This window comes from Planctobacterium sp. R6, from assembly GCF_055755215.1.
Genome location: NZ_JBVTQY010000001.1, coordinates 133,727 through 148,214, shown reverse-complemented (window position 1 = coordinate 148,214; position 14,488 = coordinate 133,727). Strand labels below are relative to the sequence as shown.

Annotated in this window: 16 protein-coding genes; 3 read left to right on the top strand and 13 right to left on the bottom strand. The window is 47.4% G+C overall.

The genetic code is table 11. The features are described from left to right. Positions 1-34: 34 nt before the first annotated feature. From flgK to AC0J20_RS00580, 12 genes are all read right to left on the bottom strand, one after another. On the bottom strand, positions 35-2,161 hold the full coding sequence (gene flgK, locus AC0J20_RS00635) for a flagellar hook-associated protein FlgK (RefSeq protein WP_473020204.1): 2,127 nt from the start codon (positions 2,159-2,161) through the stop codon (positions 35-37). Beyond that, complete coding sequence (gene flgJ, locus AC0J20_RS00630; protein WP_473020203.1) at positions 2,158-3,132, bottom strand: flagellar assembly peptidoglycan hydrolase FlgJ; 975 nt, start codon at positions 3,130-3,132, stop codon at positions 2,158-2,160. Before flgJ ends, flgK begins: the two co-directional genes overlap by 4 nt. 18 nt (positions 3,133-3,150) lie before the next feature. Next, on the bottom strand, positions 3,151-4,263 hold the full coding sequence (locus AC0J20_RS00625; protein WP_229529514.1) for a flagellar basal body P-ring protein FlgI: 1,113 nt from the start codon (positions 4,261-4,263) through the stop codon (positions 3,151-3,153). Positions 4,264-4,299: 36 nt separating this feature from the next. Further along, the gene (gene flgH, locus AC0J20_RS00620) at positions 4,300-4,992 is read right to left on the bottom strand and encodes a flagellar basal body L-ring protein FlgH (protein WP_473020394.1); all 693 of its coding nucleotides are present in this window, start codon (positions 4,990-4,992) and stop codon (positions 4,300-4,302) included. A gap of 18 nt (positions 4,993-5,010) precedes the next feature. Continuing rightward, on the bottom strand, positions 5,011-5,799 hold the full coding sequence (gene flgG, locus AC0J20_RS00615; RefSeq protein ID WP_229529515.1) for a flagellar basal-body rod protein FlgG: 789 nt from the start codon (positions 5,797-5,799) through the stop codon (positions 5,011-5,013). A gap of 80 nt (positions 5,800-5,879) precedes the next feature. Next, positions 5,880-6,623, bottom strand: a complete 744-nt coding sequence (locus AC0J20_RS00610; RefSeq protein WP_229529516.1) for a flagellar basal body rod protein FlgF — start codon at positions 6,621-6,623, stop codon at positions 5,880-5,882. 121 nt (positions 6,624-6,744) lie between these two features. After that, the gene (gene flgE / locus AC0J20_RS00605) at positions 6,745-8,199 is read right to left on the bottom strand and encodes a flagellar hook protein FlgE (protein WP_229529517.1); all 1,455 of its coding nucleotides are present in this window, start codon (positions 8,197-8,199) and stop codon (positions 6,745-6,747) included. An 18-nt stretch (positions 8,200-8,217) separates the two neighbouring features. After that, on the bottom strand, positions 8,218-9,144 hold the full coding sequence (locus AC0J20_RS00600) for a FlgD immunoglobulin-like domain containing protein (RefSeq protein WP_229529518.1): 927 nt from the start codon (positions 9,142-9,144) through the stop codon (positions 8,218-8,220). Between the two features lie 9 nt (positions 9,145-9,153). Beyond that, positions 9,154-9,579 carry a flagellar basal body rod protein FlgC gene (gene flgC / locus AC0J20_RS00595; RefSeq protein WP_229529519.1) on the bottom strand — a complete coding sequence of 142 codons (426 nt, stop codon included), beginning with the start codon at positions 9,577-9,579 and terminating at the stop codon, positions 9,154-9,156. Beyond that, positions 9,579-9,980, bottom strand: a complete 402-nt coding sequence (gene flgB / locus AC0J20_RS00590; protein WP_229529520.1) for a flagellar basal body rod protein FlgB — start codon at positions 9,978-9,980, stop codon at positions 9,579-9,581. The genes flgC and flgB overlap by 1 nt, the downstream gene beginning before the upstream one ends. A gap of 146 nt (positions 9,981-10,126) precedes the next feature. Continuing rightward, positions 10,127-10,951, bottom strand: coding sequence for a CheR family methyltransferase (locus AC0J20_RS00585; RefSeq protein ID WP_229529521.1), 825 nt, complete (start codon positions 10,949-10,951; stop codon positions 10,127-10,129). Between the two features lie 6 nt (positions 10,952-10,957). Then, entirely contained in the window at positions 10,958-11,896 is a 939-nt protein-coding gene (locus tag AC0J20_RS00580) for a chemotaxis protein CheV (protein ID WP_229529522.1), read from the bottom strand. Positions 11,897-12,140: 244 nt separating this feature from the next. Here AC0J20_RS00580 and flgA point away from each other — a divergent pair, with 244 nt between their 5' ends. The 3 genes from flgA (at position 12,141) to flgN (ending at position 13,754) form a co-directional block, all read left to right on the top strand. Next, entirely contained in the window at positions 12,141-12,755 is a 615-nt protein-coding gene (gene flgA / locus AC0J20_RS00575; RefSeq protein WP_473020202.1) for a flagellar basal body P-ring formation chaperone FlgA, read from the top strand. Between the two features lie 240 nt (positions 12,756-12,995). After that, positions 12,996-13,331, top strand: a complete 336-nt coding sequence (gene flgM, locus AC0J20_RS00570) for a flagellar biosynthesis anti-sigma factor FlgM (RefSeq protein WP_229529524.1) — start codon at positions 12,996-12,998, stop codon at positions 13,329-13,331. Between the two features lie 3 nt (positions 13,332-13,334). Next, positions 13,335-13,754 (top strand): flagellar export chaperone FlgN, encoded by a 420-nt coding sequence (flgN, locus tag AC0J20_RS00565; protein ID WP_473020201.1) that lies wholly within the window; start codon positions 13,335-13,337, stop codon positions 13,752-13,754. Positions 13,755-13,973: 219 nt separating this feature from the next. On the opposite strand, the gene AC0J20_RS00560 is transcribed toward flgN, so the two are convergent. Further along, complete coding sequence (locus AC0J20_RS00560) at positions 13,974-14,471, bottom strand: LPP20 family lipoprotein (protein WP_229529526.1); 498 nt, start codon at positions 14,469-14,471, stop codon at positions 13,974-13,976. Between the last annotated feature and the right edge of the window lie 17 nt (positions 14,472-14,488).

The following is a 14,488-nucleotide window of genomic DNA, read 5'->3' as shown; positions in this document are numbered from 1 at the left end:
ATCCCCGCGATGATCAATTGCCTAAATTGTGCCATTAGCTCACTGCACCTAAGATAGTTTGGAACAAACTTTGTGCTGTGGTCAAGACCCTGGCGGATGCAGCATAAGCTTGCTGGAAACGGATCAGATCGGCCGCTTCTTCATCCAGGTTCACCCCGGAAACAGAGTCCATCCATTCTTTTGAAAGACGCTCCATTGCCACAGCAGCATCATATTCGACATTGGCACTGGCCGTTTTTGAGCCAATATCGGTAACGATACCGGCATAGGCTTCGTGAAAGGTAACCTGTGTGCTGTTGCCGTCATTTCCCCGCAACATGGTATCTGCTTCCTGCAATGCAGCAAGCTCCAGACCATTGCTATTGTCATTAAAGCCATTGGTGTTGTACGCAATGGTAAAGGTGTCGCCTGCCTGTGGCACACCCTCGATGCTCAGATCATAACCAGGATAATCATCCTGGCCGGTAAAACCGGCATCCCATGGTGTTGCCGCTGCCTGCTGCAACAGGTTTTCCAGGGATGTAGCGTTATTCACCGTCGCCAGCACCGTGCCGGCGGAATCCCGTACTTCAAAACTATCAGCCGCTGTAAATACAATCGTTGTTGGCGCGCCATCCCCACCGCCATGTGGTGATGCACCAGGTCCCTGAATGCCACCCGCGCCATCAAATGCAGAACCGTCGGTACCGGCACTGACCTCAGTGTTAGTAACCGTAATTGACGAAACCGACGCTGTACCCAGGTTATTCAGATCAGACTCAACCCGAATTGGCGAAGCTAACGCTAAATCTTCGGGCCGGTTGGTGGCCATCGCAATGGCCCCCGCCGCCTCTTTAGCGGGTTGCAATAAGAATTGATCACCTGCGGCGTAACCTGCGCCATCCGGGAATTCAAGTTCTAAATCTCCCCCAATATTACCTGCCGGAATGGTGGTAAAAGTGCCGCCTGCTGCGGCAACCCCTGTCACCGTCTGGGTAATGGCTGCACCGCTACTATCGGTAACCGCAGAGCCGTCTGCATTTAATAATGCGATAGTAATATCGACGGTATCAGGTGGACCTGCTGTAACCGCATCAATGGTAATCTGATAATCAGCAGACGTAATGTCACCACCGCCACCATCAGGAATACGGGCATTGACCCCGGTGGTTGTAGTGTTGTCTTCATATGTCAAAGCACCAAATACAGGCGTGGTGAACAGGTCAGTGCCCAATTCATTATCGAGATCCATGCCCAATTTGTTCTGTTCATTCATTGCATCTGTCAACGCCAGGGCGATTTGTCCCAACTCACGGACATTGGGTTCCAGTACATCATCCCGATAGCGAATCAAACCACCAATCTGACCACCTAAATCATCATCACTTAGTGGTATGGTAATATTCTCTTTTCCGGCAACCCTCAACTCCAGGTCTTTATAGGTGGGATCGGGGTTTCCATTTTCACTGAATACATTGAACGAACCATCTTCTAACACCAGCGCCTGACCGGTACTCATAAACACCAGTGTTGAGCCATCTGTGCGCTGTTGCGTAGTAACTTCAACTAATTCAGACAATTCCACAATGGCCTTGTCACGCTGGTTTTTGACGGATTCTGAGCCGGAGGTTTGCGGTGCAAATTGCGTTGCTTTAATTTGCGTATTCAATTCTGCGATCTGTGCAATAAGATCATTGGCCTGTTCCAGTTTATCATCCAGCTCCTGATTAACCACCTCAACACTGTTTTCTAAATAACCGTCCAGGTTATTAAACTGTTTGACCATGGCTTCAGCTTCAGCCAGTACTATTTCCCTGGCGGCCACATTATTCGGATCATCATTGGCTGTTTGCAAGGCAGCAAAATAACGGCTCATCCCCTCTGCCGCACTAATAGCTTCACTGGCAAAGATGTTGTCCAATTGATTGAGTTTGTCCAGATATTGCTCCGCCTCACCTAACGCAGAGGTATCGCGAATATATTGTTCCTGAGCAAATTTATCAACAACGCGCTCCACGTTCCCCAATAACACACCGCCAACACTTTGCTCTTCAAGCGCGCCGCGTTGCCGTATATAACCTTCAGTATTAACATTGGCAATGTTATTGGCGGTAGTATTTAGCAACCCTTGCTGGGCATTTAAGCCAGAGGTAGCAATAGTAAAAATATCCGTTTGGATCATAACGCAGACCTCATAGTATTAATTTGGCGGTCCTCGCCGCTTAACCGTTGACTGTTGTACACTGACATCACTTTTTCAGCGTAGCTGGGGTCCGTGGCGTACCCGGACTTTTGTAATTCACTAAAATAGGTTTGGGGATCGTCGGCTTTTTCCAGCGCCTGTCGGTATCTCGGACTGGACTGCAAAAACTCGACATAGTCGTTCATAGATTCTTCAAATGAGCCGTAAGAACGAAACGCTGCTTTAGTTTTGTGGGCTGTCCCATTATCAAACTCCAGCGTATCAATATAATTTTTATCGCCCTGCCAACCCCGACTCGCTTTAACCCCAAATAAATTATGGGAATTTTGACCGTCACCTGAATGAATTAAATACTGGCCCCAGCCGGTTTCTACTGCGGCCTGAGCCACCATCGCTTTGGGATCTAAGCCAATTTTTTCAGCTGCCTGCTCAGCGATGGGCATCAGATTCTTAACAAAGTCTTCGGGCGACTCGAATCCGGGACGTTTTTCCGGTGCCAGATTAGCAACCGCATGATTTCCGGGTATTGCGGAACTTTGAGCCATACTCACTTTGGCGCGACTAAAGTCATTAATGGAGGACAGGTTGCCATCATTGCGAATTGCGTTAGCTGGCATGACATTACTGCCCTGAGGATCCAATTGTTGCACAATCAACTCTGCCAGGCCGACACTACCAGAGGCTGACATATTCGTTGCCAATTGTTGATCGTGCATGTCGCGATAAAATCGCACTTCCTGGGAATTAAACGGGCTGTCTTCATCCGCCAGCACATCTTCTGCGGCCCGCATGGATTTCAGCATCATTTGTACAAAAATAGCTTCAAAATGTTTGGCGGTTTCTTCTAACGCTTGCTTGTCATTTTTTTGTGCCCCCTGACGCAACGCATCAAGGCTTTGCACGTCGTAAGCATTTCGCGCCTGCTGAATTTGTGTTTGCACGTGATTCATAGAGTCCATCATGTCACCCTAAATAATCACCAGCTCACCCTGAAGGGCACCGGCTTCGCGTAACGCTTCTAAAATGGCCATCAGATCACCAGGCGCAGCACCGACTTCATTCACGGCCCGAACCAGGTTATCGAGACTGACCCCCGGGTCAAACTTGAACATGCGGGTATCGTCAAGATTCACATCCACAATCGACTGCTGTGTTACCGTGGTATCGCCTTCTGCAAACTGATTAGGTTGCGAAACGGTTTGCGTCTCAGCAATGGTGACCGTTAATCCACCATGGGTAATTGCAGCCGGTTTAAGCCGGACATCTTCGCCAATAACAATGGTGCCGGTGCGACTGTTGATAACAATGCGCGCCGGTGCATCAGCTGGTTCAAATTCGAAATTCTCAATAGTGGCTAAAAAGCCAACCCGGGCGCCCACTTCACGTGGCGCAGAGACCCGTACTGAGGCAGCATCAATCGGGGTTGCAATGACATACCCTTTATCAGGATCGGCACCCAAACGTTGATTGATTGTATCCGCCAGGATTTTAGCCGTAGAAAAATCGGGGTAATTGAGGTTCAGGGTTAAAAAGTCGCCGTTCATCAAGCCACTGGGAACGGAGCGCTCCACGACGGCACCATTGGGAATGCGACCAACTGTAGGTGTATTGGCGATAATTCGGGAGCCATCAGCACCTTCTGCCCCAAAGCCGCTGACCACTAAACTGCCCTGCGCGACGGCATAGACTTTGCCGTCCATACCTTTGAGGAAGGTTTGCATCAGCGTACCACCGCGCAAACTTTCCGATTCACCGATAGAAGAAACTGTGATGTCAATTTTTTGGCCCGGCTTGGCAAATGCCGGTAGATCAGCATGTACCGCTACCGCAGCCACGTTGGAAATCTTAGGGCTGACGTTACTGGCAAGAGCGATCCCAAAGTTAGATAGCATGGCGCGAAAGCTCTGTTCAGTAAAAGGGCTTTGCTCGCCGGTACCCGGCAAACCAACCACTAAACCATAACCGATTAATTGGTTGCTGCGAACGCCGGAAATAGAAACCGCATCTTTGATTTTTTGCGCATAGGTTGAAGTGCTCAACAACATTGCTGTCAGCGCTAAAACGATGGTAAAACGATTCATGATGTAGTTCCTCACTTGCCTCAATACGTCAAAAAATTAAAAGGGCCACCAGGTAGAAGCAAAAAACTTGCCAAGCCAACCTTGTTGCTGCACCTGAGAAAAGCTACCCGTGCCACTGTATTGAATTCTGGCATTAGCTATTTTGGACGATAAAACTTCATTCGCCGGATTGATGTCAGCCGGTCTGACAATACCGGTCAGGCGTATATACTCATCGCCATTGTTTAACGTAAGCCATTTTTCGCCGCGAATAATCAGATTGTTGTTGGGCATCACCTGCACCACAGTTACGGAGATGTTACCGCTAAGATTATTACTTTGGTTCGCTGAGGCATCGCCTTCAAAGTCGTTAGTGGCACCCAAATTCAGTTGAAAATCACCACCCAAACCCAAATTTAAGTTACCACCACCAGGTCCGGTGATGGGGTCAAAGTCAATTTCAGATTCCCGTTCCAATGTGGTGCTGGCGGATTTAGTCGCCGAGGTATTTTCCCGCAGAATGACGGTAATAATATCGCCAATACGTCTGCCCTTAGCGTCTGAATACAAGCTGTTGGCATGTATAGCGTTAAATATGGAGCCATCATTGGAGATTTGCTCCACAGGCATTTCTGGCACGACCGGCGCAAAAAAGGGATCATTGGGCCGCGGATCGACGGGAACAGTAGATTGACAGGCCGTCATCAGTAATGCAGCCGAAGCAATCAGAGCCTGTTGGGCATTGAGCATTTTCATCTTAGATCACCTCTATAATTGCTGGATAACCTGACCTAACATTTGATCCACCGCTGAAATTACTTTGGAGTTCATTTCATATAAGCGCTGGCTCTCAATCAGGTTGACCAATTCTTCCGTCACATTAACGTTGGAGGTTTCCAAAGCACCTTGTTGGATAGTGCCCAGTCCATTCAGTCCGGGAACTCCCTGTATAGGCGCACCACTGGCGGCTGTTTCGACATAAAGATTTTGTCCAATGGGTTGTAAACCCGCAGAGTTAACGAAATCAGAAATATTCAGCTGCCCCACAATAGTAGGTGCCGCCTGACCTCGCACCTGTACTGACACTTCACCATCCTGAGAGATAGTGATTTGCTGCGCATCTTCCGGAATAGTAATGGCTGGTTGCAACTGGAAGCCGGCACCAGGGGTCACAATCTGTCCGGTATCGTCCAGGGTAAACTGACCATTCCGGGTATAGGCAATCGAACCGTCCGGCTGCAAAATTTCAAAAAAACCTCTGCCCTGAATCGACATATCCAGCGAGTTTTCAGTCGTCAGCATATTGCCCTGGGTGTGTGCTTTTTGCGTCGCAACCACCTTACTGCCCGCTCCCACCATCAAACCTGACGGCAATTCAGTATCCGCAGATGAGCGACCACCAGGTTGGTTAATGTTCTGGTACAGCAAATCTTCAAATATTGCCCGGTCCTTTTTGAAACCGACCGTACTGGCGTTGGCCAGGTTATTTGAAATGACAGACACGTCTGTTTGTGCCGCGTCTAATCCTGTTTTACTAATCCACAATGCCGGGTGCATAAATCACCTCCTCATTTATTTCGAAAGCCTTATGCTTTCAGATATATTCAAAATCGTTGTTGCCTGATGCGGTTAAGCCATTACATGATCATCATCAGTCGCGTACCGCGCTCATCAATTTCTTCTGCCTGCTTCATAAACTTCACCTGCATTTCGTAATGACGTTGCGACTGGATAATGCCCATCATCTCTTCAATGGGATTGACATTACTGGCCTCCAGGAAGCCGGTTCTGATACCAACAGTTAAATCCTGGTCAGCCTGTTCGCCATCTGGCAGGCGAAACAAGCCATCCTGGCTGCGTTCTAAATTATTCAGGTCGGGTTTAACTAATTTGATGCGACCTACCGGCTCCAGCACATTGGCAGGAGCGCCCTGAGGTCGAACAGAAATGGTACCGTCTTGCGCAACATTCACGTTAGAAAGTGGTATAGGCAGGAAAATTGGCCCCGCTTCACCCACTATCTGATTGCCCCGGGTATCCAATAATTCTCCATTGGTCCCCATTTGCAGGCTACCATTTCGGGAATAGGCCTCACCGCCATTTTTATCCAGTACTGCAAACCAGCCGTTCCCTTCAACGGCAATATCCAGATCGCGGTTAGTTTGAACCATGGCGCCCGGATCATAGCGATTGGCCGGACTTTCCGTCATGGCGAACACCCGCGTCGGCAAACCGTCGCCGAATGCCGGCATGGCACGGGCCTGTTCCATCATTGCTTTGAAACCGGTAGTTTGCGCATTGGCCAGGTTATTGGCCCGAACCGCGCTTGCCAGAAGGTCTTGCGAGGCACCCGAGGCGGCAATATAGAGCATTTTATCCATGACAGTTATTTGACCTGTTATTAACTTAACAGGATAAAAGCATTAATCATGCCAGGAAGATAAGAGCGGATAAAATAAAGGCCACAGAACAGTGGCCTTTGATAACAGAACAAAGAATAGCTTATCGAATACCCAGAATAGTCTGATTCAGAGCGTTGTTAATCTCCAGTGCTCGCGAGTTCGCCTGGAAGTTCCGTTGAGCAATAATCATGTCAATCAGCTCTGTGGTCAGGTTAACATTCGATTGTTCCAGTGCGGAGGAGTTGATATCGCCGAAAGTACCTGTGGTAGCCTCACCCGCCAGGGCTTCGCCAGACAAGATGCTTTCTTTCCAGGACGCATTACCATTTTGAGTCAGGCCCTGCTCGTTAGAAAAACGCGCCAATGCAATACGACTGATAGGCTCAGAGGTACCATTAGAGAAAGTTGCACGCACCAGACCGTCCGGACCGATATCAATGCCTGTTAAGCGCCCTACCGGCAAACCATCCTGCTCCAGTGAAGTCACTTCAAAAGAAGATGCAAACTGGGTGGGTTCGTTGTCGCCAATTCCGTTGGTGTCCAGATTGAAATTGATTGCCAATGTCTGCGCTGTATCAGCACCTGACGTCAGCCCGGTCAGGGCAACCGTTGTTGGCAATAATATGTCACCGGCAGTCCCTGTTGGTAAAGAAGAGCCATTAGCGGCTTGCACTTGAGTAAAATCACCACTGGAATCAAAGACTAAGCGGGTTGCCCAAACACCCGTAGTGCCGGTAGCTCCACCGGGTCCGGTTAAGGATTGTCCAAAGCCCACATAGTTTTGGTCTACACCGGCTACCGGACCATCATTTGGGATAGTTGGATCTGCAGGCACCGTACCGTCGGGGTTGGTATAGTCGTAAAACTCACCATCGACTGAGGTTACCACTAACCATTCATTGCTGGCGGCGTTTTCGTCTTTAATAAAATAAAAAGTTTGAATATGAGATTCGCCCAATGAGTCATAGATAGTAATCGATGTAGACGCATTATAGGTAGTAGTGTCATTGGGGTTAAAATCATCGGGGTCCAGCGCCGGATCACCAGCCGGCAGATTCATTCTTAAATCCACCTCTGTAGTCGCCGATGGATTACCCGATGAATCGGGGATCTGCACCGGCTCAGCAGTACTCAGCGCGATAGATGAAGAAGTGCCATCACTGTTAACCGGGAAGCCCAACAAGTTGTCTCCCTGTGAGTTAACCACAAAGTTATCTTCATCCAGCTTGAACTGACCTGCCCGGGTATAGGTAAAGTCTTGTGACGATATATCCGGCACCGTCACGAAAAAGCCGTTTCCGGTAATGGCTAAATCTAGTGCGGTGTTAGTAAACTGCAAACTGCCCTGGCTGAATTGCTGGGCAACTTCCTGCGTGACTACACCATCACCGACTTTAGTACGACCACCACCTAAAAGTGATGACGCAAAAACATCGCCAAACTCGGCACGTGATTCTTTGAATCCCACGGTGTTAACGTTGGCAATGTTGTTTGCCGTGGTATCCAGGTCTTTTTGAGCGGCAGCGACACCACTCAGGGCTATATTAAATGACATTGCTCGTTCTCCTGTTAATTAGCCGACATTTATAATATCTGATAGGCGGATACTCTCATCACCCGCCAGGTTGAGTACCACGCCTGAAGTACCGGCACCGGCCAGACTGACGCTTTCTACTCTGCGATTAATTCCGTATGGGATAGATTCGGTTTGACCGTTAACCTCACCCTCGATTTTGATTTTGTAGGAGCCGGGCGGCAAAATATTGCCAGCATCATCGGTTCCGTCCCAACCAAACTCAATATTACCAGCCTGCTGACTGCCCACATCAATGGTGCGCAATACCTGGCCAATACTGTCTTCGACGATGATTTTCATGTCTTTGACGTTTTCAGCGGCAACGGCTGTACCTGTCACCTGGGCGTTCATCTGAACATTCAGTTGGGTGTTTAAGCCATCTACCGTACCAGTGGCTTCAACTTTGTATTTTCCACGCGGCATGTGGTTTCCATCTGCGTCAGTGCCATCCCAACCAAAGGAAATAGCTCCTGCATCATGATTACCACCGTCAATCTCACGCACCACTTCGCCATATTCATTCAGGATTTGAATTTTCATGTCTTCCACAGGAGCATCGGCAATAATGGCTCCACTGACTGCACCATCCTGCCAGGTAGTACCCACACTGGACTCAGTTAACACTGTTTGTCCGATGAGACTGGTGGCCTGTAATGCCTGATTGGAATTCATTGATGCTGCAAACTCATCAAACTTATCGTTTAACTGCGATAAGCTGTCAGCCATAGTAAAGCTGGTCATCTGCGCCACCATCTGGTCGTTATCTACCGGCTTGGTGGGGTCCTGCATTGCGAGCTGTTCAGTCAGCAAAGAAAAGAAATCTTCCTGTGTTAACTGGGAATTGGCATTGGGATCAGCAACAGGTACCCCTTCGTCCTGCCAGTAAAGACCATCGTTTAATAATCTGTCTCGAATAGCGTCCATATTCTTCTCCTATCGACCCTGACCAAGCATCATAACCCGACGGAAAATACGTTTAGTTGTATCCGCCACCTGCACATTTGCTTCATACGCTTTAGATGCTGACAACATATCTGCCATAGACTCCACAACATTGACATTGGGCTTGAATATGTAACCGTCTTCATTGGCCATAGGGTGATTGGGTGAATACTCCATTTGCAATGGTTTTTGACTTTCCACCACACCAAGGACATTCACTTTGGTTCCCAATGGGGACTGTGCATCACTGGCATTTTTCATTTCGGCTGCGAAAACAGCATGCCGTGCTTTGTAGGTTTCGCCATAAGACGAGCTGACGCTGTTTGCGTTAGCAACGTTACTGGCGGTCGTGTTTAATCGGATACCTTCTGCATGCATACCTGATGCAGCAATATCCATGACATTAAATAAACTCATTATTGCTGCCCTCCGGTCAGTGCTTTTTTCATGCCTTTAAACTTGCCGTCTAAAAACTGCAGGCTGGCCTGATAACGCAGGCCGTTGTCTAAAAAGTTATTCTTTTCAATTTGAGATTCGACTGTGTTGCCATCGCCAGTGTCAGGTTGTGTAGGTACCCGAAAAGTAATTAAGCGATCGCTTTGCATCTGGCCTTCAATGTGGCCGGTGGAAGTGCGGTTTAAGTGCATACGCTGTTCGTAGGATGCACTTTTCATCGCTTCCTGAAAATTAATATCACGCGCCTTGTACCCCGGTGTATTTTGGTTTGCCAAATTACCGGCGATCAGTTCCATTCGATCCTGTCGAACAGACACTGCGCGATGATGCAATGCGGTTAACTTATCTAAACTGATGGCCATGATGACTCTCCACAGCGTCAAAAAACTTACAGTGGAGTGAAAGCAAAGCACATGCCAAAAATGAAACTCAACAGAGGAAAAGTGAAAATGAGCGACTCTGAGCCGGAGTTGAAACACCCGGCTCAGTGCCTTAAAGCCGTGGCTGGTTACTTTCGGGTGTAGTAAAGGCCGGGGTTACAGCGGACCATATTAAAATCTGACGACAGGCCTGCCATGGATTCAGAAGCGCCCAGGAACAACACGCCATCTTTATTAAGCACTGTCGCTATTTTTTGTAAAATGGCACTTTTAACATCCGGAGCAAAGTAAATCAGTACATTGCGGCAAAACACCATGTCAAAGCGGCCAAGATTTGCATAGCTATCTAACAGGTTCAACTGGCGAAAATTCACCATGCGGGTAATTTCAGGTTTGATTCGCTTGTTGCCTTCGGGGGTATCTTCAAAAAATTGGCGCTTGCGTTCATCTGACAATCCCCGGGACAAAGACAGGTTATCATACGTCGCCTGCTTGCACTTTCTCAGCATTTCAGTAGACAAATCTGTACCGGTTATTTGTACACCCGGAAAACGACTGTTTTGCTTTTGATATTCCGCCGCCGCCATCGCAATAGAATAAGGTTCCTGACCAGAGGATGCGGCAGCACACCATATCTTAACCGGCTGACGACTTTCAGAAAATCGGGCAAACAACTCCTTGTTCAACAATTCGAATGGATACCGATCGCGAAACCACAGGGTTTCATTGGTGGTCATCGCATCTATTGCGTCTTCACGCAACCCGCGATTGCGGCCATTAATAATATCGTTAACCACCTGGCTGAGTGATGGCTCTTCATATTTACGCATTAATGGCGCTAACCGGCTGCGCACTAAGTATTGTTTATTTGGACCTAAAACAATGCCACAACAACGCTCCAGAAATTCGCTGAATAAGGTGTAGTCGTCTTCACTTAAGGTTTTATTCACCACGAACCATTATTCCGTTGCAGATTTATCCAACCATTTTTTAACCGCAGTGGCTAATTCATCGGGATGAAATTTAGCGATAAAATCGTCAGCCCCCACCTTTTTCACCATCGCCTGATTAAATACACCACTTAAAGAAGTGTGTAATACCACGTGCAGCTTCGCCAGTTCTGGCGTGCTCTTAATTTCTGCAGTCAGGGTGTAACCATCCATTTCAGGCATTTCTATATCACTGACAATGACGCCTACTTTGTCGGTGACATCGCCGGTTTCAGCCGCAATTTCTTTTAGTCGCTCCAGTGCTTCCCGTCCATCTTTGGCCGCTTCGATTTCAAGTCCCAAAGAAGACAGCGCTTTTTTAACCTGACTGCGGGCAACTGAAGAATCGTCGGCAATGAATATGATCTTGTCATCCAGACTGGCATCGTGCCTGGCCAGCTCTTCTACCATGTCCTCTCTGACCACTTCTCTGGCAGGCGCAATTTCATTGAGGATCTTTTCAACATCCAGAATTTCGATCAGCTCGCCGTCTACTTCTGTTACTGCGGTTAAATAGCTCGCTTTCCCGGCGCCCTCGGGTGGCGGTAAAATGGCTTCCCAGTTGATATTGATGATACGTTCCACCGAAGACACCAAAAAGCCCTGCACTGAGCGGTTGTATTCAGCGATGACGATGAAGCTGTTTTTAATGTCTTCAATTTTTCTACCGCCAGTGGCCATGCTCATATCAATAACCGAGATAGTTTGGCCGCGAATATGCGCTACGCCACGTACCAGCGCATTGAGTTTTGGCATCGAGGTGAGAGGCGGGCATTGCAGCACTTCTCTGACTTTGAATACGTTAATCCCGTAGCGTTGGCGGTTATTCAACTTGAACAGTAGCAACTCAAGTCGATTTTGCCCCACCAGCTGAGTTCGTTGGTTTACAGAATCTAAAATTCCCGCCATATAGCACCTCTAATTTATCCAATCAGGCACGATATTTGATTATCTTGTTCACGTGATTGAAATTTATCCGCACAGCGTTATTTTTTTGACGCTGTCTACTGTTTTTAGAAATTGTCTTTAAGCATAGCCAAATTGGAAGAAAGTGAACATGAAAAATTTCGCCAACATCAAGAAAACTCTAAAACTTTCCCTTTTGGGATGGTTTATAACAACCAATATAGCGGCTGCGCAAGAAAAACATTTAATGCATGATTTAGTCAAAGAAACCGCTGAAATTTATGTTTATCAAAACGCTGACGTCGAAAACATTAACGATGTCGAGATCACCATTAGGGATGTCGACGAGCGTGTGCACATCCCGGTCTGCCCGGTTGATTTGGTGGCCAGTAGCAGTACGCAATCGCTACAACAATCCAATATTACGGTAAAAATCAGTTGTCCCAGCAACGGCTGGTTTTACTACATGAGTGCTCAGGTGACTGAGATGCAGGAAGTGGTCGTAGTGGCCGATACAATATCACCAGGCACCTTGTTAACAGAGAACAATCTCAGTATCGAAAAAATTGACAAACGGCGTTTACGCGGCGGCACCTTCAGTGACAAAAACGAAGTCATTGGTGCCAGGCTAAAACGACGGACCCGCGATGGCAGCCCTGTCACTGCAAATATGTTGTGTTTTGTGTGTAAAGGTGATGCCATAGTGATTACTGCAAAATTAAGCGGTCTGGAAATCAAAACCAGTGGTATTGCGCTCCAGGATGGCAACATAGGCGATACCATATCGGTTAAAAATCGCCGCTCTAAGAAACAGATTGAAGCTCAGGTGGCCAATGTCAACGAAGTTCAGGTGCATATCTGATCCGCCTCTTTTTTAAAGGGCTCAGCGTGCCGGTATGTTGCCTTTGGGCAGTTTAGTTTCAGCCACTTTGTCTACATGAAGTTGTTGATTTTGTAGAGACTTTTATGTGTGCTTAGATTACACTGGATAAATCGAAATCCAGTGCATAAAAAAACGACAAAATTGTCGGTTTTTTATTAAAGTTAGTAATGTCGATGCCGATACACTAACTGAGGGTATCAAAAGTATTGGAAATTAATCATGGCTATTAACAATGTAAATGGTGCTGGCCAGAAACCGCAGTTGGAGAGTCAGCGACTCAATCAACAGCAAACTCAACAGGGCCAGAGTGCCAACACGGCACAACAGGCGCAAACTGCATCAGCAGCGCCGCGTCAAGATTCTGTGTCTTTAACACAGTCTGCACAGCAGCTTGCTAACGTGCAGAAAAAGGGCAACGATGCTCCTGTAAATCAGGACAAAGTAGATAAACTGAAAGCAGCTATCCAGAACGGTTCTTACAAGATCGACGCAGAGCAATTAGCCTCCAAGATCTCTAAAGCTGAGTCGGACCTGTTTGGTTTATCCAAAGGTTAATGAATGTCAGACATGACTAACGCGCTTACGCAACAAATTTCATTGCTGCAGGCATTGAAAGAAAAGCTCGATAACGAGCTGGAATTAATTGTTGCTCGTGACGCTGACGGTCTGCTGACATTGGTTAACGAGAAATCAGATTTACTGGAACAGATTGCTGAAAACGACAAAGTACTGCAGTCAGCCAGATTGTCATCCGGTGAATTCAACGATGCTCAACGTCAATTAGCTGAAGATGGCAAAGCCTTGTTACTTCAGTGCCAACATCAAACCAACGTCAATGCAATCGCGGTTGAAAAAAACCAGATTCGTTTACAACGGCTGCGGGATGTTATGATGGCGACGCGCAATAAAGAATCTATGACCTACACGAATAAAGGTAAAACCCAGGGCGGAATGCTCGGCAGTGGCGTTAAAGCCTGATCCTACCCACCTTTATACGACTTCTTCCCAATATCATCTGACAGTGACCTGGTGTTTTTCATCCACTATAATTGTGACTTTGTATCTTGTTGGTGAAGTTCCATTAAAAAACCTCCGGTAAAGGAGGTTTCAGGTGGGGTTACTTTTATGTAGTCGCCTTACTCTGTGTTAGCTGGCCGCTGGTCGCAATATGACATCAGCCGTGTTAACACGCCCGGATTAGTAATAAACGACGTCTTTGACTTTGCGAGGCCGGGCAGTTGATAAATAAATGTCGTAAACTTTTTGAAAATCCAATGACAACTCTGTCGCGTAAACATCCTCGCCCACCGGGTATGATTTGATGACTTGTGCACCGCGAATAACTCCTTCTACAGAGGCTTTTAGCTCATTGTCCCGCAAGACCAAATTAGCCAAAGACTGCTCAGTGTCAATGCGCTGACCATATACCTGCTCTGCCAGTTCTTTATATGCGTCTAATTTGGATGCTTTAATAGCCATCAACATTTTAACGGAATCATTGTTGCCCATCTGCGAACTGATAGGAGCATACCCCACCGCAGTTAGTACCGGATATTCTTCAGGTTGTACATACTCCCACTCCACCTGTTTATCACTGTAATACATAGACTCCAATGTCTTGCACCCGGAAACACTCAGAGCAAGTACACTGACAATGAGTGCCTTATCAATCCTGTTTACAAATTTGCTTATCATAACTCACCTAAATCTAT

Excerpts from the sequence above, each read along its gene's own strand:
- flgG (WP_229529515.1), bottom strand. The coding sequence starts at position 5,799 with ATGCACCCGGCATTGTGGATTAGTAAAACAGGATTAGACGCGGCACAA.
- flgN (WP_473020201.1), top strand. The coding sequence starts at position 13,335 with ATGTCAGACATGACTAACGCGCTTACGCAACAAATTTCATTGCTGCAG.
- AC0J20_RS00625 (WP_229529514.1), bottom strand. The coding sequence starts at position 4,263 with ATGAATCGTTTTACCATCGTTTTAGCGCTGACAGCAATGTTGTTGAGC.
- flgH (WP_473020394.1), bottom strand. The coding sequence starts at position 4,992 with ATGCTCAATGCCCAACAGGCTCTGATTGCTTCGGCTGCATTACTGATG.
- AC0J20_RS00580 (WP_229529522.1), bottom strand. The coding sequence starts at position 11,896 with ATGGCGGGAATTTTAGATTCTGTAAACCAACGAACTCAGCTGGTGGGG.
- flgC (WP_229529519.1), bottom strand. The coding sequence starts at position 9,579 with ATGAGTTTATTTAATGTCATGGATATTGCTGCATCAGGTATGCATGCA.
- flgK (WP_473020204.1), bottom strand. The coding sequence starts at position 2,161 with ATGATCCAAACGGATATTTTTACTATTGCTACCTCTGGCTTAAATGCC.
- flgE (WP_229529517.1), bottom strand. The coding sequence starts at position 8,199 with ATGTCATTTAATATAGCCCTGAGTGGTGTCGCTGCCGCTCAAAAAGAC.
- AC0J20_RS00610 (WP_229529516.1), bottom strand. The coding sequence starts at position 6,623 with ATGGATAAAATGCTCTATATTGCCGCCTCGGGTGCCTCGCAAGACCTT.
- AC0J20_RS00600 (WP_229529518.1), bottom strand. The coding sequence starts at position 9,144 with ATGGACGCTATTCGAGACAGATTATTAAACGATGGTCTTTACTGGCAG.
- flgJ (WP_473020203.1), bottom strand. The coding sequence starts at position 3,132 with ATGAATCACGTGCAAACACAAATTCAGCAGGCGCGAAATGCTTACGAC.
- flgB (WP_229529520.1), bottom strand. The coding sequence starts at position 9,980 with ATGGCCATCAGTTTAGATAAGTTAACCGCATTGCATCATCGCGCAGTG.
- flgA (WP_473020202.1), top strand. The coding sequence starts at position 12,141 with ATGCATGATTTAGTCAAAGAAACCGCTGAAATTTATGTTTATCAAAAC.
- AC0J20_RS00560 (WP_229529526.1), bottom strand. The coding sequence starts at position 14,471 with ATGATAAGCAAATTTGTAAACAGGATTGATAAGGCACTCATTGTCAGT.
- flgM (WP_229529524.1), top strand. The coding sequence starts at position 12,996 with ATGGCTATTAACAATGTAAATGGTGCTGGCCAGAAACCGCAGTTGGAG.